At 39.1% G+C, this 21255-nt stretch carries 16 protein-coding genes and 1 pseudogene; 9 read left to right on the top strand and 8 right to left on the bottom strand.

What is annotated here, in order from left to right:
* The first annotated feature begins 7 nt into the window (after positions 1–7).
* The 5 genes from WA1_RS34070 to WA1_RS34050 all read left to right on the top strand — a co-directional run bounded on the left by WA1_RS34070 (position 8) and on the right by WA1_RS34050 (position 6275).
* A complete protein-coding gene (locus WA1_RS34070) occupies positions 8–1909 on the top strand; it encodes a BAR domain-containing protein (RefSeq protein ID WP_017743568.1) in 1902 nt (633 codons plus the stop codon).
* A 196-nt stretch (positions 1910–2105) separates the two neighbouring features.
* A complete protein-coding gene (locus tag WA1_RS34065; protein WP_017743569.1) occupies positions 2106–3785 on the top strand; it encodes a hypothetical protein in 1680 nt (559 codons plus the stop codon).
* A 227-nt stretch (positions 3786–4012) separates the two neighbouring features.
* Positions 4013–4195 (top strand): hypothetical protein, encoded by a 183-nt coding sequence (locus WA1_RS34060; RefSeq protein ID WP_017743570.1) that lies wholly within the window; start codon positions 4013–4015, stop codon positions 4193–4195.
* A gap of 110 nt (positions 4196–4305) precedes the next feature.
* Positions 4306–5613 (top strand): AAA family ATPase, encoded by a 1308-nt coding sequence (locus WA1_RS34055; RefSeq protein ID WP_017743571.1) that lies wholly within the window; start codon positions 4306–4308, stop codon positions 5611–5613.
* An 8-nt stretch (positions 5614–5621) separates the two neighbouring features.
* Positions 5622–6275, top strand: a complete 654-nt coding sequence (locus WA1_RS34050; RefSeq protein ID WP_017743572.1) for a retron system putative HNH endonuclease — start codon at positions 5622–5624, stop codon at positions 6273–6275.
* 102 nt (positions 6276–6377) lie between these two features.
* Here the strand turns inward: WA1_RS34050 and WA1_RS34045 are convergent, their stop codons facing one another.
* Positions 6378–7739 carry a C-terminal helicase domain-containing protein gene (locus WA1_RS34045; RefSeq protein WP_017743573.1) on the bottom strand — a complete coding sequence of 454 codons (1362 nt, stop codon included), beginning with the start codon at positions 7737–7739 and terminating at the stop codon, positions 6378–6380.
* Positions 7740–8295: 556 nt separating this feature from the next.
* On the opposite strand from WA1_RS34045, the pseudogene WA1_RS34040 reads away from it, so the two are divergent.
* Positions 8296–9485: pseudogene (locus tag WA1_RS34040) on the top strand (transposase).
* Between the two features lie 523 nt (positions 9486–10008).
* Here the strand turns inward: WA1_RS34040 and WA1_RS34030 are convergent.
* From WA1_RS34030 to WA1_RS34020, 3 genes are read right to left on the bottom strand one after another with little or no spacing between them, the layout of a single operon-like run.
* Positions 10009–10200: a hypothetical protein gene (locus WA1_RS34030; RefSeq protein WP_017743575.1), complete on the bottom strand. Its 192-nt coding sequence runs from the start codon at positions 10198–10200 to the stop codon at positions 10009–10011.
* A 21-nt stretch (positions 10201–10221) separates the two neighbouring features.
* Entirely contained in the window at positions 10222–11103 is an 882-nt protein-coding gene (locus WA1_RS34025; protein ID WP_017743576.1) for a succinate--CoA ligase subunit alpha, read from the bottom strand.
* A gap of 8 nt (positions 11104–11111) precedes the next feature.
* On the bottom strand, positions 11112–12353 hold the full coding sequence (locus WA1_RS34020) for a succinate--CoA ligase subunit beta (RefSeq protein WP_017743577.1): 1242 nt from the start codon (positions 12351–12353) through the stop codon (positions 11112–11114).
* A gap of 823 nt (positions 12354–13176) precedes the next feature.
* On the opposite strand from WA1_RS34020, the gene WA1_RS34015 reads away from it, so the two are divergent.
* Positions 13177–15099, top strand: coding sequence for a hypothetical protein (locus WA1_RS34015; protein ID WP_017743578.1), 1923 nt, complete (start codon positions 13177–13179; stop codon positions 15097–15099).
* Between the two features lie 152 nt (positions 15100–15251).
* Here WA1_RS34015 and WA1_RS34010 read toward each other — a convergent pair whose 3' ends face one another.
* A complete protein-coding gene (locus WA1_RS34010; protein ID WP_017743579.1) occupies positions 15252–16742 on the bottom strand; it encodes an IS200/IS605 family accessory protein TnpB-related protein in 1491 nt (496 codons plus the stop codon).
* Between the two features lie 115 nt (positions 16743–16857).
* Here WA1_RS34010 and WA1_RS58880 point away from each other — a divergent pair, with 115 nt between their 5' ends.
* Positions 16858–16986 (top strand): hypothetical protein, encoded by a 129-nt coding sequence (locus WA1_RS58880; RefSeq protein ID WP_272819295.1) that lies wholly within the window; start codon positions 16858–16860, stop codon positions 16984–16986.
* Positions 16987–17034: 48 nt separating this feature from the next.
* Here WA1_RS58880 and WA1_RS34005 read toward each other — a convergent pair whose 3' ends face one another.
* Positions 17035–17811, bottom strand: coding sequence for an ABC transporter permease (locus WA1_RS34005; RefSeq protein ID WP_017743581.1), 777 nt, complete (start codon positions 17809–17811; stop codon positions 17035–17037).
* A 275-nt stretch (positions 17812–18086) separates the two neighbouring features.
* Here WA1_RS34005 and WA1_RS34000 point away from each other — a divergent pair, with 275 nt between their 5' ends.
* On the top strand, positions 18087–19214 hold the full coding sequence (locus WA1_RS34000; protein ID WP_017743582.1) for a DegT/DnrJ/EryC1/StrS family aminotransferase: 1128 nt from the start codon (positions 18087–18089) through the stop codon (positions 19212–19214).
* A gap of 410 nt (positions 19215–19624) precedes the next feature.
* On the opposite strand, the gene WA1_RS33995 is transcribed toward WA1_RS34000, so the two are convergent.
* Together WA1_RS33995 and WA1_RS33990 are read right to left on the bottom strand one after the other, a co-directional pair.
* Complete coding sequence (locus tag WA1_RS33995; RefSeq protein WP_026134666.1) at positions 19625–20368, bottom strand: DUF561 domain-containing protein; 744 nt, start codon at positions 20366–20368, stop codon at positions 19625–19627.
* A 201-nt stretch (positions 20369–20569) separates the two neighbouring features.
* Positions 20570–21229, bottom strand: a complete 660-nt coding sequence (locus WA1_RS33990) for a hypothetical protein (RefSeq protein WP_017743584.1) — start codon at positions 21227–21229, stop codon at positions 20570–20572.
* Positions 21230–21255: the final 26 nt, after the last annotated feature.

The raw sequence follows: 21255 nt of genomic DNA, 5'->3' as shown, positions 1-21255 counted from the left end.
CTGAAATATGAATGATTTAATAAATAAGCTGGGTGATTGGAACCCACAGTTTTTTAGGGAAATTAAAGGACGCTTAAAGGGTTTTAATGTTGCGAGCGCAGTTGCTGTATCGTTTTTTAGTCAACTAGTGCTATTTCTCTATCAATTGCGGGAACTACCCACTGAATTTTATTCAATAGAAGGACAATACTGTTTTTTCCGTTCGGAAGCCATAGAAAAACGGCAGATTCTTAGTCGGCAAATAGAAAACCTTTCCCAACAAATAAGTAAATATAGCAGGACTGACCCTTTTGAAAAAAACAAAATTGCTGAATTACAATCGCAAGTCGATAGATTACATCAAAAAGTCTCCGAGCTATCAAGTCAGTATTGCCCCGTTGACCAAATTAATATGCAAATGTGGTGGCGCGACCACTGGCAATACATTTTCTCTACACTCACTGTAGTTTTTCTCTTCACGTTGTTAGTAGCAGGCACTTATTTGCTGATCGATAACTTAGCCACAGAAGAACGGCGAGGAACTCTCAATTTTATTCGTCTCAGCCCTCAGCCAGCAACAAGTATTTTGATTGGCAAAATGCTAGGTGTTCCAATATTAATCTATCTCGTTATCTTAGCAGCATTGCCCTTTCATCTATTTACAGGACGTAGTGCCAATATAGCGACCAGTCATATTTTAAATTTCTGGGCAGTCACAATCGCTTGTTGTATTTTCTTCTACAGTGCTGCACTACTCTTTGGTTTATATTGCCGTTGGTTTAGTGGTTTTCAGCCTTGGTTGGGTAGTGGTGCAGTTTTACTGTTTCTGATAATTACAATGCAGTCGATATGGTCTAGTCCATACGTCAGGTATTCAGCTATCTGGTTTCAACTGTTCAGTCCACTGGACATAACAGCATACCTTTTTCCAAATTTGTTTCTCCATCGGTACAATTGGGAAATGCTGCAAAACGTGCAGTTTTTCTATCTACCAGTAGGAAAAAGTCTTTTAGGCTTAGTGAGTTTGCATTTATTAAATTACGGGTTATGGATTTACTGTTTGTGGCAAGGACTAACACGCTGCTTCCGTAACTCAAATACAAGTCTCTTAAGTAAGGGTCAAAGTTATTTTCTGGTCGCTTGTACTCAAGTTCTTCTTTGGGGGTTTACTTTACAGTATACGAAAAATTATTCGCAGCCCTGTACTCCAAATGGTGCTTGCGTTAGTTTTTACGATGTGAATTATCAAATTTCTGAAAATTTTGGATGGATTCTATTCTTTAACTTATTTCTATTTTTTGGGTTACTTGCAACTCTCTCACCTCACCGTCAAACCGTACAGGATTGGGCAAGATACCGACACCAAAATGTTTCTGGCAATCAAAGTGTGAAAAATAACTTCTGGCTAACCGATCTAATTTGGCGTGAAAAAAGCCCGATACTAGTAGCAGCATTGATTTATCTTGCGATCGCAACTACTCCGTTCATGATTTGGCTTTTACTAGTACCCGCTTTAAATGTTAAGCATACCTCTAGTTTAAATTTGTGGATTAATCAGGTTGATAGATTAAACGCAATTTTAGGGGTAGCTATGTTTATCACCTTGATGATGGTTTGTGCTGCGATCGTACAAAGAGCGTTATTGATGAAAACGAAAAAACGGTTTTTCTGGGCATTTGGTATTGTGTTTGCACTGTTTTTCTTACCTCAATTCGCGCTAGCAATCTTTCATCTGAAACCTTCTACATATCCCATTTTTTGGTTATTTTCTACTTTGCCATGGGTCAGTTTGGAATTTAGTTCAACACCTACGATTTTTGTAGCTTGGTTGGGAGAGTTAGCAATTTTAGGGTTGTTAATTTGGCAGTTAGTCGAGCAAGTGAAGATTTTAGGAGAATCTGCTACAAAAGCATTGCTAGTCAAAGATTAGACCAATTTGAAAAAAGAATGTCACGATTTTGAGGGCTGCAATATAGCCTCACATTTCTAATGTGAGGCTATACAAACAAAGCCCGCCTACGCGGGCTAATGAGATGCATCTTCATACAGAAATGGTATTAGGTGAGAGTTAAGCCTAAAAAAGTCTTTCTCAATCCAAAATCTAAAATCTAAAATCCAAAGTTTTTATGATGCAAAATTTTCTTGAGCGATTAGGAGACTGGAATCCTCAACTTTTACGAGAAATTAGAGGACGGTTGAAAATACATAATGTCCTACTTACAATTTCAACATCTCTACTAACTCAGCTTATATTATGTGTATTTTTTGCAGTCAAGCTACCACCAAATCGTATTACTACCGCTTCCAACTATTCCGTATATTGTACGGGATCTCAAAATAATGGTGAATACAGATGCCTGCACGATGGCTTGGGTCATTATCTTATCAATTGGCAGCTTTTCTGGCAGGATATATTCACATGGTTGAGTATTATTGTCATTGCTGCTCTTTTGGTAGCCGGAACCTATTTGCTGACAAGTGATTTAGCAACAGAACAACGGCGAGAAACTCTCAACTTTATTCGACTCAGCCCTCAATCCCCAAAAAATGTATTGTGGGGCAAACTGTTGGGTGTTCCTATTTTGCTGTATATTGCAGTAGCCCTAACAGTTCCTTTACACTTATGGTCGGGATTAGGGGCAAAAACCCCCTTTTGGTGGATTCTAAGTTTTTACGCTCTTGTATTAGCTGCCTGTATTTTTTATTACAGTGCTGCTCTACTCTTTGGTTTAGTTGGGTCTTGGTTAGGCGGCTTTCAAGCTTGGTTAGCAAGTGGTGTAGTTCTTGGCTTTCTTATCCTGACTAGACTGTGGTTTGCCAATTTTCCAACGGATTCTCCCATAGCTTATATAAAAGGTCTCAACCCATTTTATTTAATTCCCAATTTAGATAAAAGCTCTTTTTTCACAGGAGTTCATTTGTGGAAAGAGTTGTCTTGGTTTACGTTTCCGTTAGGAGTTAGTTTTGTCACTGTTGTTATCTTTTTTGTCTTTAATTACAGCATACTTGCTTGTTTTATTTGGCAGGCTTTATGGCGCTGTTTCCGCGATCCAAACTCTACTATGCTGAGCAAGCAGCAAAGTTATTGGCTGACCGCATACTTTGCCTTCTACACTTTAGGATTTGTCGAAGGGAAAAGGGTTGTTGACAATTCATATTACCAGTCATTAGGTTTGCGTGAGAAGATTGTGTGTATTTTGTTCTTAAATTTGTGGCTATTTTTATTTCTGATAGCTGCGATTTTACCTCACCGCCAATTATTACAAGATTGGATACGCTACAGAAAAAGTCCCAGTGGTAAGACTTTCCTGAAACGTTCATTAATTCACGATTTAATTTGGGGTGAAAAAAGCCCAGCACTAGTTGCGATCGCATTAAATGCAATAATTCTGATAACTCCTTTAATTCTGTTAAGTTTACTAAATTATGAAAGAGATACTAACAGAAGTAGTCCTTTTTTTGCTCTTGCTTTAGCTGGTAGTTTAGCTATGGTCTATGCAGCTTTAGCACAATTTATGTTGTTCATGAAAAATCGATATCGCATTTTCTGGACGATAGGTATACTGACTACCACGATCGTACTACCAGTAATAATTGCATTCATGTTTGGTGCGAACACGCCAAACAACTATTTTTCATGGTTGTTCTCAGTAGCCGCACCACTTATTGCCTTATTTTCTGAAAGCTACGCACTGTCTTCGATGGAAGTTTTGATAGCTATTCTGTGTCAGTGGGCAATTGTGGGACTATTAGTTTTTAAGTTGAAGCAGCAATTAGAAAAAGCTGACGAGTTATCAACAAAATAACTCCATATAGCAATTCTACTTGAATCGTGAAATAAAGAAACCCGGTATCTGGAAGATACCGGGTTTCTGAGTCTCACTAATTGTTCAAAAATCAAATAGGAGTTTTATATAAATTGACACTATAATATAACACGTTATTATGTAGTTAGTCAATAAATTAGGAATCCTATATCATAGAAATAGTTACTGTATCTTTACTATCAAGAATTATCTAAACCGCTTCTCTCATGCAACCCAAGCACCCCTGGTTACAAAAATCTTTAGAAAAACTGGAAGAACTACCTCAAATCCAAACAACTGCGACTGTAGAACCTTTCCAGGTGGATAATGCGATCGCTGATGGATTGTTAACTATCTACACCCCTCAAAATCAACTTGAATATATATTAGTACTAGAGCGAGGTTGTTAATTTTTGATAGTCAATATATTAACACAATAACTACATAAATATAAATATGCCGATGTAATACGTTATTATGTACTCTGCAAATAAATATTGAATGCACGCAAAATTAAATCATGCGTCTTAAAAAGCTGCATATTCAAAATTTTAGAGGATTACGGGAAGTTATCTTAAATTTCCCTCAAACCAACTTAATTGTGTTAATTGGTATTAATGGTGCAGGAAAATCATCGGTTTTAGATTGCATGGCGATAATGTTAGCTCAATTTGTAGCTAGACTCCGCAACAGTAAAAAAGTAGAAGTGCGGTTGACAGAAAATGATATAAACATTCATTCAGATTTTACGGCTAATACTATAACAATTTTGACAGGAGAGAGAGAAAGCTTATCTTGGAGAATGGTTCAAGAACGTGTATATAGACAAAATCCCAGTAACTATGATGAAATTAACAATTACATTAAACGCTTACAAGAAAATTTCAAAAAACAACCTAATTTAAATTTGCCAGTCATGGTTTATTATCAAACTCATAGAATGGTTTTGAAAAATCCCTATACCTTGAATAGCAAGGGCAGTAAGAAAGCTAAAAAAGAAGTCCATTATCAATTCTATGCTTATGAAAAAGCTTTTTCTACTGGAGTTAATAACTTCCAAGATTTTTTTGATTGGTTTAAAGAAGAAGAAGATTATGAAAATGAAATTAGATTAAGGGGAAATTCCGATTACAGAAACCCAAAATTAGAGATTGTAAGAAGAGCTATTATAAATTTTTTAGAGAGATTTTCTAACAGTCATTTTTCTGACTTGCGAGTCGTGAGGTCAATAACAGAGAGGAATGCCAATTTCGACCAGATTTCCAGTCAACCTTCATTGACTATTACAAAAAATAGTCAAGATTTAAGGTTAGAGCAACTCTCGGACGGTGAAAAGATGTTATTGATGTTAGTCACGGACTTAGCAAGGCGATTGGCGATCGCTAACCCAAGTTCTAATGATGCATTGTCAGGTGAAGGAATAGTTTTAATTGATGAAATAGACCTACATTTACATCCTCAATGGCAAAGGACTGTAATTCGGAGTTTGACACAAACCTTTCCCAACTGTCAATTTATTGTGACTACTCACTCGCCACAAGTCTTGAGTGGAGTTAGAAGAGAAAATGTATTTATTTTAGAAAATTCTCAGCTAATAGAGAATACACCTCATACTTACGGCAAAGATAGTAACTCTATTTTATATGAATTAATGAATGTAAAAGAAAGACCAGATGAAGTACAGCAGCAGATAGATTCCTGTTTTCAATTAATAGATGACGGTCGTTTAGAAGATGCTAAGTCGGCTTTACACAAATTATCTGATTTGCTTGGTGAAGATGATTCAGAAGTCGTCAGAGCTAATACACTTATTGGTTTTTTAGAATAATAAATAGTATGAAGCGGATTGTCAAAGATAAGGAACCTCAATCATTACTTGAACATAGGGTAAAAAATTTTTCCGATTATGATAATTTTCCTAAAAAAGATGAACTACGAGTATCGCTACTAACAGAACAAGGGCATATTTGCTGCTATTGTATGCAACGCATTAGTGATTCTAGAATGAAAATTGAACATTGGAAATCACAAGATGATTATCCGGAATTACAATTAGATTACAATAATTTACTTGGTGCTTGTCAAGGTGGTCAAGGTTCGCCAAAGCACTTGCAGCATTGTGACACAAGGAAGGGCAATACAGAGATTACTATAAATCCTACTGATAATAATAGAAATTGCGAAGATTTAATTAGATATCGTGGTAACGGACAAATTTATTCTGATGAGGTAACTATAAATGATGAGTTAGAGAAAGTTTTAAATCTTAATATGCAAACTTTGGCTAATAATCGAAAAGAAGTTTTAGAGATTGTAATTCAACAATTGACTAAAGAACGTCCCCAAGGAAATTGGACAGTAGCAATGTTAACTCAAAAAATTAACGAATGGAACAATAAACAACAGGACGGTAAGTATAAACCTTATTGTCAAATAGTTATTTATCATTTAAAGAAGAAATTATCAAGTTTTTATAATATTCGTCTATAAAAACATAAAAATATATGACTTATCCAAATAGTATTTGACCGCACTAATGATGAAGATATACCGTAAACACGGTTTTTCCCAACCAGAGTTCTATAGCGGAAACTAGGCTCTGAGCAGGAGTGCAGCCAAGGAAAATTTCAGGCTAGTAGGCTTGATTCCTTCATCCGCAATTAAGTTTAAAGTATCAGTATCTTGTACTAGGCTGATAACAAAAGTTGCATCATTCAGTTTTACTTTGTCTCCATCTGTGTATTCGCGCAGGAGCTTTTGTACACCCTTAGTCTCTTTCCAAGCATTTAATTTTTTAAAATAATTTCTGACCGTTGCCCTATCCAGCCCAGAGGGAAAACTATCGAGCATACTGACTCGGCGCTGGATTCGAGTAATGCGTTCTGAGGTAATATTAATATTTTCCAGTGTCTCCGGTTGTGCTAGTTCTGTAGAACGTTGTTGTTTGAGCGTGACTAGTTGGTTGTAGAGTTTTTGCAGTTCAGACAGAAGATATTTAGTAGAAAACACATCCCCTGCTTCTGGGGTTTTAAAGGCAGTGGCTATGGCTACTCCGTATCCGTCCCTTTCAAAAGTTTGGTCATTCCAGTAAACAGTTTGTTGCTGTTGAGGAATTGGTTCGCCGTTTGGTCCAAAGTATTCTACAGTCATCGCTACTAATCCAGTTGGCTCATCTTTTTCTCCTGTACGCCGTCCTAAAGCAATCGGTTTAGCTTGGTAATCTTCCCCCAATTGCTCAATTAGTTTGCTGAGTTCTTCACTATGTAAGATTTCGTTTTGAGTGTAAAGATCGCGATTTGTTTCCTGTTTTTGAAAAGTTTCTTCTTGAAGGTTACGTTGCTCCATACGTCTTGCTTTAACTAAGCTGTTAAGAAAATCAATGTATCCTGGGAGAACTTCATCATCAAACAAGGTGTCTCCATAAATAGAAGCTCCTAGTGTATCGACACTAGAAATACTAGGAATTTCTCCATCAGAACCAACAAGATCTCCTACCAGTTTTTTATTGAGGTTGTTTAAGCGGCTGGCTTGTCGCAATAACTGGCTTTCACTATTAGCATAGTAAATATATATATTTTTACATTTATGCTGCTTGGGTCGGTCGATTCGACCAATTCTCTGTTCTAAAATCATTGGGTTCCACGGTAAATCTATATTTATTAAATAATCAGCATCTTGAAGATTTTGACCTACTGATAGAGTTTCAGAACCAATTAAAACAGAAATCTCTTCTTCTTTGGATGGTCGTTCTGCCACCGTTTTACAAGTTGCTGATGGAGCAAATAACCGAAATATTTGTTGTCGCTTTAAACCATTTCTATGATTTCTTTCTTGAAGAAAATTGTAAGGTGTTACTTGTAGCGATCGCTTAGAAACACCTTGAAATAGACGTTTTAAAAACGGGTTCGTTTCTGGTAACTGCTGCCAAGCATCCTCTCGAGTGATAGGTATCAAAAAGAAATAAAGTTAACGATGTCTCATCTTCACTCACATTTAACCGCAACAAATTGAGATGGGGATGATGCGATCGCTCAATGGGTAAAAGTATTTCATAACCATTAAAGTTGATAAATTCTGCTAGAGCGCCGGTCGAGTAGAAGGTGTTGACAAATTACGCATACCATGTATAAGCAGGGATGTGGATTCCTCAAAGCTTTATACAACCTTGTCGGTTTGATAGCTTAAAAAAGCAAGGGTTTGGGAAAGGCACCCTCTTGGTTCTCAGGAAAGCGCTCTGGGGAAACCGACAAGGGCAACTAATTCACCGCCATCAATATCAATACATACTTATATTTACTGTCTATCTAAAATTGCTCGACTATCATAAATTATTAACTCCATATTTTATCTAAAACTCCAAATAATATATTTATAAATATCAGGAAAAATATATCACAGTCTTCGGAGGGTGCAGGCATTTCTTCAGAGGTTGAGTAAGGGGTATTGACAAGATGTACATTTTTTGGCGATGGTAAAGATAAATAAAAATAGTATTGGGAGTGCAAATACTATGCGTCCGGAAGTTTGGAACCCACCAATAGAACTATCAGCCGAAGAAGAAAAAGTGGCAAAACGTGTACGTAAAGCCAAATTATTTGTATTTTTAAGGCAAATTCGTCATGAATTATTTGATGATGAATTTCAAATGGAACTGGCAACAGTTTTCAAGGATAGTAGCGTTGGTTTATCGCCAATACCACCAGCACAATTAGCACTCTTCATAATTCTACAAGCATATACAGGAGTTTCAGATGATGAAGCCATCGAAGCAATTGAAATGGATAGACGATGGCAGCTAGCTGTCTTATTGTCTAGATTGTGAGCAACCACCTTTTGGCAAAGGAACACTAGTAAAATTCCGTGCGCTTTTAATATCAAAGTCCTTTGATAGAAGGTTAATCGAAAAAACAATCGAAATGGCACATTTATATGAAGGTTATAATCCTAAGTCGTTGAAAGTTGCACGCTTATTCCAGCCCACTATGGGGAGCGGCAAGAGTTGAAGACACATACAATTTGTTAGGTCACGCACTTAAGAAAGCATTACAAGTAATAGCTCAAGATTATCAGCAAGATTTAATGACTGTTGCAGTAAGTGCTGGTGCGGATATAATAACAGAAACCAGCCTTAAAGCAGCTTTGGATTTAGATTGGGATGACCCAGAAGCTCGCTCCTTAGCGTTATCTACAATATTACAAACATTGAATTCAGTTGAGTCTTGGGTCAAACAAAAAACAGAGTTATCAGCTCAAACAACTACCGAGGTAAATAAAAGTATTGAAGATGCGAGGTAAAATAAAACAGCTTTTGTTCTTGATTGGGAAAATTACTTAATTTACTGTCCGAATGGCGTTAGTTTGCCATTTAATGAAGGAACTGTTGTTCACTTCCCAAAACAGGAATGTCAAATATGTCCTCTACGCTCTCAATGTACAGAGAGTAAGCAAGGTCGTAGTATTTCTATCCATGCTTCGGAGTCTCTACTTGTAGAACTGCGTGAACGTCAAACTACTGAGAGCGGGCGTGCAAAACTTCGCGAACGTGTTAGTGTTGAGCACGCTCTAGCTCATATTGGTCAATGGCAAGGAGATAACGCTCGCTACATTGGTTTACGCAAAAATCTTTTTGATCTTCGACGTATGGCTGTTGTCCACAATCTCCACGTTCTTGCTCGTATGTCTGAAACTAACGTTGTTTAAAATCTCTAATTTTATTAACACATACTATGTCTAAATAGCACCGTTAGAAAACGTTTAATAACTTTTGGTAGTATCCTACCCTTATTTGTTGTTGCCATACAGATAACAAACTATTAGGTATGAAAATTTTTCGTGAAGACTGCAAAACACTTATCTTAAAAAAAAGAAGTATTCATTCCTTTCCACGGTCACCGTCTTTGTCGGCGCGGATTTAATAACGCGCCCTTCGCTTTCATGGTGTATTTTTGATAGTATTTATCTATGTAATTTTTGGAGTTTTAGATAAAGTTTTGAGTTGACAATTTACGAGAATCGAGCAATTTTAGGGAAATAGTAAATGTAAATATGTGTTGATATTGATTGCTGTGAATCAGTTGCCCTTTTCGGTTTCCCCAGAACGCTTTCCTGAGAACCCGGAGGGCACCTTTCCCAGACCTTTGCTTTTTTAAGCTATCAAACCGCCAGGGTTGTATAAAGCCTTGAGGAATCCACATTCCTGCTTATCCATAGTATGCGTGATTTGTCAACACCTTCTACTCGACCGGCGCTCTAGTTCGTCTTCCTCATACTCTTCAGTATGCGGGTTTGGCAGTAAATACTTCCATCGCATGAAAAATTCGTGTTTTGCATCAAAACCGGGGTCAATATCAAGTCGCCAGTATTCACTTGTGGTTAAGTCTTCGATAATCGAAGCAGGTAAATCAGCTACTTTCATATATCCAAAATCTCATAACATCTACGCCAAAACCTTCTTCACCAATTCTGGGATCTGAGAAGGACGTTCAGCGACTGGAACCTTTGTGTGAGAAAAAGCAGATACTTTGCTTTTTGCTGTCCCAAAATCAGGATCGCGTCCGATCGCAGCTGCTAAAGTCCCAGTTTGACGCCATTGCTTGACAGGTGGTGCTTGTGTTCCTGCAATGTAAGCAATCACTGGTTTGTCAATGGCTTCAGCAATGTAATGGGCTGCTGCTTCTTCACGACCTCCACCAGGTTGTCCAACTAAGACGATCGCCCTAGTTGCTTCATCTTCATCCAAGATTTCCAACCATTGCAAAAAAGATGAACCGACGATCGCATCACTACCAATGCTAACGCTGATTGACTGTCCTAACCCAGCATGAGTTAATTCCCTAGCAACTTCATAAGTGAGAGTTGTACTGCGACTGAGAATTCCCACCGAACCAGGGATATAAAATTCGCTTGGTTGAGTCCCCAAGAGAATTTTTCCCGGTACGATAATACCAGGGCTATTGGGACCTACCACTATGGTTTCTGTTGCCTCTGCTTTACGCAAGAGTTTTACCATATCTAACGGTGGTACGCCAGGAGAGATAATAATGAGTTGGTGGATACCAGATGCGATCGCTTCTAATGCTGCATCTAAAACTTGGTACGGATGTACGCAAATAATTGTTGTATCAATGACGCCATATTCTCCTACGACCTCCTCAACCAAATCATAGACTGGCAAACCGTATATTTCCTGTCCGCCATATCCTGGATTGACCCCTGCTACCACATTGGTGCCGTATGCTTTCATTTGTGTCACATGAGTGACTGTAATGTACTCACAAAATCCTTGAATTAATACTTTGCTATCTGGTGTTAAATTCATAAGCTTTTTCAAAACCTTCTATGTGCAGTCGTTGCTTTGGCAAAACGGACTGCTTCTGCCACTGCTTCATCTAGATTTTCTACCACCACCACAGGTGCATCACCTGGGGTTTTTAAAGTTGCTAGATATTTTCTAGCTGTATTGAACTCAGAACCAGCAAGACGGACAACCAAGCGGGGAAAATGATTGTCTCGACGGTTTTTACCGCCGTTAGACCTGACTAATTGTGGCTTAAATGTGCTGGCGCTATTTTCCACAAAGTTTCCAATGATTTCTACAACTTCTCCACTTTGAGGAATGCTACCCAAGAAGTTAATCAGTATCACGTGAATACTTTTGTCAACAGCCAAGCTGTTTAATGCTTTTTCCAGACGTTCTGTCAAAGTTGTTGGTGAGGGATCGGTCACGGAAGCATGGCGCAGATTGAGACAAACACTTGGTTTACCACCAGCATTCACGACTAAATCTAAAGTCGCCATCACCGAGCCTGCACCATTACCCAGAATTGCTATCTTACCGTGCATTTCTACAACATCCCAGTCTCCCAAGTTTCTTGCTATCTCTCTCTTGGTACGGCGGTTAGCAATTTTAGTCGCAATTTCGGTAATATCTGGATGACGCCCAATGGCTCGTTCGTTGACGCTTACAGTACCATTAAGAGCCATAATTTGACCGGAAGCACTGACTCCCAAGGGACTAATTTCAATCAAATCTAGGTCTTTGTCTACAAACAATTGGTACATTTTTTCTACAACAGCACTAACCGACTGTATTAATGAGCCTTGCAAGCCCATTTTTAGTGCTAATCGTCGAGCATAAAATGGCGAAAATTCTCCATCGACAATCACGTGTTGCATCTTTTCTCCTGCTGATTCCCAATCCCAATCAATATCAGGCTCCGTGCAACCTAATAGGATGGGTCTGCAAACAGCAGTGTCCACAACAACGGCTAAATAAAACTCCTGTTCGGCATCATACTTTGCTTCTGCTAGTAACACTTCTGGTAACTCACCAAAAATTGGCAAATTAAAGATGTGTTGGGCGGCGGCGATCGCATCAATTGTTGTTTCTACAAATCTGACCCCACCAGCTTTTGCTCGTCCGCCCACATGCACTTGGGACTTTAACACAACAGGATAGCTAATTTTTAACCGTTTTAGGTCTGTAGGATGGTCAATTCGTTGAGACGGCAATACAGGAATGCCGATTTCCGAAAACCATTCTTTAACTTGATACTCTAACAAATCCATTGCCTTACACCTTTTTTGCCACAATTTTAGGGTTGCTGCGGGGAAGTCTAAAGCATAAATGCTGCATCCCGATTAAGAAATTTAATTTAGCTATAAATACTTATTGACGCTATCAATTTTATTGAATGCAGTAAATGGTCACGCACTTCAAGCGTTGCGCGTTTGTGGAGGTCTTGCAATCACCCTAGAGTAGAAAAGTACAAGACATAATGTCAAAAAACCTTGATAAAGTTATTTAACTGAGTATTCCCTCCTAATTTTTAGAACACTAACCTGTGAGCCAATCCATAGTTCAGGTTAACAATGACAACATTTGTATTGACTGACCCCTAATTATGGCACAGACGCTTGGTTTCAATAGAAATCAAGCATATCAGTGTTTTCAATGATATAGATGAATTTCTTTAGAGAAATCAAATAGGTCACGAATATAGGGGTTCTGCCCTCCTGGGAGAGAAGCCCTGCACAAGAATGTCCTGCTCAACCTAGTGGTCTGTTGCATAAGTTCTGGTAGGTAAGTTTGCTCAGATATCCGACATCGCAGAAGTTGTCGAGGATCTTGCAACCCCTCAAAATTCTTTTTTTCAAACTGTTGTTAGTTTAGACCAAAAGATTGGAATACTACACTTAGGGTGTTTTGCTGAGGTTGAGTGCAATGCTTAAAAACTATTTTTCTCTTGGTAATAATTACTAATTTATGTTAGAAAATTGTCCACTTGTATTTATAACGATGGTTGGTTAAGCTGTGTATCCCTATTCAAAAAACGGAACCCGTGCATCTAGCACTCTCGATAAAAAAAATATAAAAGAGCAGGATGGGTCTATGAAAGTAGCAGCCCAACAAGAAGATTTACAATTCTTAGCACAAATTTTGCAGGAACAGTTACGTGCAGAAGTTCCATCTGGCGATTTATTCCAAGTTAAGTGTGCTGTAAAAGATGACCAGTTAATGGTTTTAGCTCAACACTCTGCAGGTGTGATGGCTAATACAGAAACAGTATTTGCGGTATTGGAGGAAGTACTACAATCGCTACCAGGTCGCCAAGAACAGCAGGTCGAACTTTTTTTAAGAGTGGTTGGACAAAAGCTGCCTTATACCAAACATTCTCTAATGCTGAGGACACCAGCAACATACGCTCCATTTGAAGTTGAGGAAATTGAAGAACCCGAAGATATTGAATTAGAGGACATCAGGACACCGAGAACTCGCAATTTTCACGATATGTCAATTGAGGAAGACAGTCACCTGCGGGGATTCTCCTCAAGTTCTGGAGAACTGTCTATTAACAGTGGAGACAGAGGAAGTTTTTCTTCATCTTTTCTCAATTCCTCACTCCCAGACATCTCTGATGACGATGAACCATTCGATCCAATGGCAGATGCTCCGGATTTGTCTACTTATTCGTCATCAAAGCCAACACGGAAAATAAAAACTGTTTTGGTAGGCGCAGCCCTTGCAGTCATTGCTTTATTAAGTGGTGCTACTTACTTTTTGACTCGTCCTTGCTCTATGTTGGAGTGTAAAGAAATACAAACAGCAAGGCAGTTACAACAGTCATTGGATCGACTTAAGCTCAATGCTCGGTCTGAAAAAGAATTACCAAAATTGCAACAACAACTAGAAGAAACAAGTATATCTCTAAAAGAAATTCCTTTTTGGTCGCCTTATCATCAAGAAGCAGAAAAACTTTTAACCAGTTTTTCTGGACAGTCTGAAAAAGTTAACCAGGTGATTAAAGCATTTGGGGTGGGTGCAATAGCTGTACAAAAAAGTAAAACTCCAGCAACTAGTATGCAGGACTTACAAGCAAGACAGCAGTTATGGCGGCAGGCGATCGCACCACTAGAAGTGATTAATTATAATAGCGAACTCTATAAATTAGTACAACCTAAATTACTGATTTATCGTGCTCATTTAAAAGTTGTAAAGCACCAATTACTTGCGGAAGAAAAATGGATTAAAAAGCTAGCTGCAGCAAAAGCTGTGGCTGTGGAGGCTTCCAAACGAGAAGCAACTGCCAAAACCTTACAAGAATTACAAAAAGTTCAAGCAACTTGGCAAGTTGCAGTGAGTGCTTTGGCAGTGATTCCACTTAGCAGTTCGGTCTACAAAGAATCACAAAAGCTTTTAGGGGAATATAAACCGTACTTAGCGACAGCACGCATTCATGCGACTAAGGAATTATTAGCCGCTAAAACTTATAACCAAGCTGTGACGTCAGCCAACCTTGCTAAACGATACGAACAACAAAATCAATGGCAAGCGGCTGTCACTCATTGGAATCAAGCTGTGAACTCTGCCAAGCAAGTGACTGATGATAGTATGTATTACAGTCAGGCACAGACTTTAGTAGCACCATTATCTACTGCCCTTAAGCAAGCGCAAGATAAGTTACAAACCGTTAGTTTGTTTCAAAGAACTCGTACTGACTTAAATAAAACCTGTTACAGTACAATTCGCATCTGCAATTATAAGGTGGATAATCAAGGAATTACTGTTCAGTTGACCCCAGAGTACCAACAAATAATACAAAGTAGCGTCACAAATGCAAGCGAACAAAGCACTACTGATGTTGCTGCAAGCAATCAAAGTAGTGCTAATACTGCTACAAACGCATCCGAGTATTTACAAAAGTTGCAGCAAAATTTGGATATTATTAGTGACAACGTTAGCTTACCCCTAATTATTTACGATATTCAAGGCAATGCGATTTACGTTCACAATCCAGAAGGGAGTAGGGAATAGGGAATGGGGAGTAGGGAATGGGGAGTAGGGAATGGGGAATGAGGAATTTATTAATTTCCTATCCCTTCTCTGTTTCCGCTTCTAAAAGTTTGGACAAAGTTACCCACAATTAGATAAATTTGGACAAACCTAACTCTACGGTATAAGTTCGCTCAACTAGAAGCGCATCGCTGCTTGGTTCCGTTGCCTTGTGACGAAGGTTCCTTGACCACCAGTTCCCAGTTAGAGATACTGTAATAATCATGACGAGATGATATGACAGCACGAGACTTAATCTTTTTATTAAGTTGATTCCACAGACTCCATACGTGCTTTCCCGACTTCACATCAAGATAGGCGGTTATGGAGTCTGGAATATTTTCAGTGAGCCGCATACCACGTCTAGCAATTGCGAATGCAGCTGCTTCATCACTGGCTAATCCATATTGACGTGCATATTTTACTAAACCAATGATGCTAGTATATGCAGGATTTACCTTCATCAGGTAAATACCACGATTACGGCTAATGCTTTCTAGTAATTCGTAAAATCGGCTATATGCCCAACCAGATAGCATTCTTGCAGATTTTCTACCATGCTCACGAAGTTGTTCTTTTTTAGCAGAAAATTCTAATTGCTCACAAACAATTGGACAAGCGTATTTTAAAGCAAGTTTTACCAATTGCAAGCAAGCTTCCACAATTTGTGGATTCTGTTTACCTGATGGCAATCCCATTTGTAATGGAATTTTACCGTGAGCTTTCAGATTGCCGTTAGCATCCACATATGCCCAACCGATAGAGCCTGGGTTTAGATCTATTCCAATGCAACCGTAAACTGAATGCCTGGAAACTTGTTCTACTGGCGATGGTGTAAACTGCACCGCAGCATTCCATTTATCAGCTTTCCGGAAAAAATGCCAGGTTTTTGCACCATCTTTGGGTAATCGGTTCACTTTGCGATCGAAGTTACCTAACTTGGTTTGGACGTATTTACCAAATTTTGATTCTAAGCAAGCAGGAACGCGAAATTTCAGGGTAGTACCATCCCATTGGCAAGCTTGATTACCAAACGATTCATTTCTAGAACCAACTACAAATACTTGATTTTTGGGAATGGCTGTATGAATAGGTGCAGCTTTTAAATGCTCAATTTGTTTACTTAGCCGATCGGCACGACGTTTTTTATTGTGGATCTGAAACCGTAAGTGTTGCCAATTGGTGTTTTTATATTTAATTGAACAAGATAAAGGAAACTTACATCCTGTCTTGGATTGGTGCCAATTCTTCTTAGCATAAAACGATGAAGCGTTTTTCAGCTTTTTTTCCGATTTGGCAATCCAACCATTAATTGATTTTAACTTACCCTCGACTGTTTTTATATGTTTTAATCGATTTTCTTTAGATGCATCCACTGCACCTTGAGCATAACTGATCGCACCAGCTGCATGACGTTTGGAAATTTTGTAAGTTTTTTGTAAATAGGTATTCCAACTGGATTGATTGAATGATTGACCAGAAAGAAGATAATTGGCTGTCTCACACGCTGAAGAGTGGAATACCGGACTGTATGCAGTTAGAAACATCTCAAACTTTGTGAGTCCCAGATTGTTTAATTCTTCTACTGGCGTCGGTAATCCTTTAACATAGGTGAGAGTCGCCATTTTACTTCTTGATTTAACTTCTTGAATCTGTTATACTCATATCATATATGAGTAATTTAAAGTTGTCAACATGGCAGGCAAAAAAATCTATAACGAATCAAAGCGTAGATTTACTATGACTCTTACAGAAACAGCTATTCAATGGTTGGAACAACAACACCGGGATCTGGGAGCAAATAGCCTGAGTGATGTGATTGAACGCATGGCACGAGAAAAGTGCCCCAAAAAGTCTAACGATGGGTAACTTTGTCTAAAAATTAAATGACAGTTTCTCACCCCTACTCCCTACTCTCTACCTCACAAGTTGAGCGGCGGAGTTAAAAAATTGCCGACTCAGCCCTCGAGTCAGCAACAGTGTTGTCAGCAGATTGGTAAAAGCGATCGTAAATATTATCAGAATCTGGTAAGAAACAGCTTCGCGAGGGTTCACACCACTTAATAACTGTCCTGACACGATTGTCGGTAGTGTCACCAGACCTATGACCATCATCTGGTTGAGTGTAGGAATGAATGCAGCACGGACAGCTTCTTTGCGATATTGTGCAACTGCTTGCCAAGGAGTCGCACCCAAGCTTAAGTGCGTTTCAATTTCCAATTGACTGGCATCAATAGTGCTGACGAAACGTTCTCCTGCGATCGCCGCCGCATTCATAGCATTGCCTAAAACTATACCTGCTAATGGAATAACATACTGTGGTTCGTACCATTTATCCGGTTGAATTATCAAGATAGTGGTATAAATCAGAGTCAGGCTTGTACTGATAAAAATTGAACCCCACACGAGAGGCAAAATTTGAGGTATTTTTTTATCAATGCGATTTCGTGTCACAACTGCCGAAATCGTCAGAATCGTTGCTAAAGTCCCCAAAACAGCCCAAGGAGTGTCAAGAGCAAAGATGAACTCCATAACATATCCCAAGACTGCCAGTTGTAGGATGGTTCTTCCAGTGGCAAGAGCTAAATTCAACTCTAGTCCGATTTTTTCCCATGCAGACAAACCTATGGCTACGCCCATGAATGCAACAGCCAAAGCCAAATCAACAAAATCTAGCTTTATTAAATCCTGCATGAGTTTTATACTTCCTTGGTTGATTGTGAGTGGTTAGTCGTTAGTGGTTAGTCGTTAGTAGAACCACTAACTACTCACAACTAACAACTAACTACTAACTACTTTAAAACAACCCAATAATTCAGGAACTTTAAGTCCCTGTATTGGTTCTTAGTAGAGAAAACTACGTAAAAACTCTTGCTTTACGTATTTGAGACAACAGTCTAGCCTCAGCTTTTTGACTCAGAATTCAATCAACAAAAATCCCTTGCTGATATTTATCATTAAAAAAACTCATGATTCAAAGCATTCATTCCGTTCCTGCCTTTGACATTAAACAACAATACACCAATATTGAAGCAGAGGTAAGTACAGCCGTTTTACAGGTTTTAGCTTCTGGTCGCTACATCGGTGGTCCGATTGTAGAAGGTTTTGAGCAAAAGTTTGCTGCATATACTGGTGTTAGTGAATGTGTAGCCTGTAACTCTGGAACTGATGCATTATATTTGGCTCTTAGAGCTTTTGATATTGGAGCGGGTGATGAAGTTATTACTACACCCTTTACTTTTATTGCCACTGCAGAAGTTGTGAGTGCTGTAGGTGCAAAGCCTGTATTTGTTGATATTGATGCGACCACATTTAATTTAAATGTGGAACAAGTTGTGGCAGCAATTACACCAAAAACCAAAGCGATTATTCCAGTTCATCTCTTTGGTCAACCTGTTGATATGACGAGTTTAATTGATGTTGCAAAAGCTCACAATTTAGTCATTATAGAGGACTGTGCTCAGTCTACAGGTGCAAGTTGGGCAGGGCAGAAAGTTGGAAGTATTGGGCATATAGGGTGCTTTAGTTTTTACCCTACAAAAAATTTGGGGGGTTGTGGCGATGGAGGGGCGATAACAACCAACGATCCGCAAATTGCAGCCAAGCTACGAATTATAAAAGAGCACGGTCAAAGAAATCGCTATCACTACGAGGAAATCGGTGTTAATAGCCGATTGGATGCGATTCAAGCTGCTATTTTACAAATTAAGTTACGTTATCTAGATATTTGGAATAACCAACGGCGACAAGTTGCTGCTCGTTATCACCAGTCTTTGAGTCAACTAGCCAATATCATAACGCCCCAAGAATTGGCTGGGGGCATGGGAGTGTGGAATCAATATACCATTCGCGTCTTAGATAATAAGAAAGACTGGCTTCGCAATCAATTACAAGAACGAGGTGTTAATACAATGGTCTATTATCCCCATCCATTACACCTACAGCCAGTCTATGAAAGTTTGGGATATCAAGTAGGACAATTGCCAGTTGCAGAGCAAGCCTGTCAAGAGGTTTTATCCTTACCCATGTTCCCCGAATTGTCAGAAGAACAACAAAATCAAGTGATATTTGCTTTAAAGGAAGTTGTTAGTGGTTAGTTGTTAGTAGATAGTAGCAACAACCAACAACTATAGGAATCCTAAATGATTTATGAAAAACTTTAAGTACTGTAGGGTGGGCAATGCCCACCAACTAAAGCTTGCGGTGGGCAATGCCCTACTAGCCCTGTCAAGGTGAAGAAAAACTCTAGGAAATTAATAGCTGCCTCACCTCTTCCCTCTGTGTCCTCTGCGTCTCGGCGGTTAAATAAATGACTTTTGAACCGCAGAGGGCGCACCAGAGCGCAGAGGAAAAAGATGAGAAATTGCCGCCTGAATCAAAATTTTATGAGTCACCTTGACAGGGTTAGCAATGCCCTACCTACGTGTAGCCCACCAACTAAAGCTTGCGGTGGGCTGTCTTCCCTACCTACGTGTAGTTCAAAAATCAAATAGGATTGCTATAACAACTAACCCTTAACTACAGTTGCTGTTCTTAAGGCTTCTACCAAACCACGTACAGCCGCAATCATTGCGACTTCACTGTTGAGTTGGTTAATGGCAGTACCAACGCCAACACCAGCTGCACCAGATGCGATCGCCAAGGGTGCTGTTACGTTGGAAATACCAGAGGCGCAGAGTACGGGAACTGAAACTGCACGAGAAATTTCATAAGCTGCTGCTAGAGTGGGAGCAGCTTTTTCAATCAACCCCAAAACTCCGGGGTGAGTAGGATTGCTACTAGTCCCACCTTCTGTTTGAATAATATCCGCGCCCGCTTTGATTAATTCCTCTGCCAGTTGTACTTGTTGGTCTAGTGTCAAAATATGAGGAACGGTGACAGAGAGGGTGATATCGGGAAGCAAAGCACGAGTTTGGTAAGTCAGTTCTAAAACTTCCTCTGCTTCAAATCTCAGTCCCTCAGCGTAGAAAGAATCGAAGTTACCAATTTCAATTAAGTCAGCACCAACTTCTACAGCTTGTACGAATTTTTTTGGTTCTACGGCTGATACACAAATTGGCAAGTTTGTCAAAAATTTGGCTGTTTTTACCAAATCTGGACTGGCGGCAATATCAATAAAAGTCGCACCACCGTGATGGGCTGCCTTAACGATCGCGGCTACACGCTTGGAATCGAAGTTATTCAAGCCAGCGATCACTTTGAGGACATTGCGGTTAGTAAATGCACGTTGCAATAAAGGATGCATCGTCATAGTTTGGTTTTTAGGGCTTTGAAAATTAGGATTATTGTACCGTTACCTTGAGAGTCAGGATTGAGAAGAAGCAAAAATTACCGAAGATAGGCAGAGGGCAAAAAGCAGAGATTTTGTCTCAATTTATACAAATGTATTTGCATATACTTAGTCACATGGTTAAAGCCCCTGAATTTATTGTTGAAGACAAAATAATAAATGTTAAAAAATATTTTTCCACGCTTCAACGGTTCTTTTGCCAATTTCACTATCTACTGCTTCTCCACTTTCAGCGACAAGCCTAATATCGACATTCTCAGCCGGTGAGTTTTTGAGGGCTGTTGCTAACTCATGACTTACATCAAAAGTACTGTTGTTACCCTCAAGGCGAAACACCTTCTCTCCGAGTTTGACATAAAGGTTTGTTACCTTCAGGGTATTTTTAGCTCCCAAACATCCCGTTCCTGATATCTTGCTGTAAGGGGATAAGCCATACCCGGAAAAGCAATCGCGTTCGCGGTAGGATAAAAGAATGCGAACAGAGTTTTGCCTCCAGAGACTAATCACCTCAAACTTAGAGTTAACATTTAGAAAAGTTTTATAGAAGGAGTGGTGGTCAAATATACCGACGTAATTCCCTTCAAAGGGATCTTCAATCTTAACCGGTTTTGACCAAGGTACATCCATATCTATACCTAGGGCTGCCGATTTTACAATTGGTAGTTCTGTAGATGCTTTTGCAAGTCGGTTATCTTCTTTAGCCGCTACTAACCCAGGAGAAATGATGGTTGTGGTTGCTAAAGCTACAAATGCTAGACCTAATCCCGCGATCGCAAGTCTAGCCACACTCAAAATATTAGGATTTTTGCGCTTGCAGTGCATTTTCTTACCGATAAGAAGATTACCTA

This window comes from Scytonema hofmannii PCC 7110 (genome assembly GCF_000346485.2).
GTDB classification, from domain to species: domain Bacteria; phylum Cyanobacteriota; class Cyanobacteriia; order Cyanobacteriales; family Nostocaceae; genus Scytonema; species Scytonema hofmannii.
The sequence above is the reverse complement of the archived record's forward strand: the minus strand, read 5'-3'. Positions and strand labels throughout refer to the sequence as shown.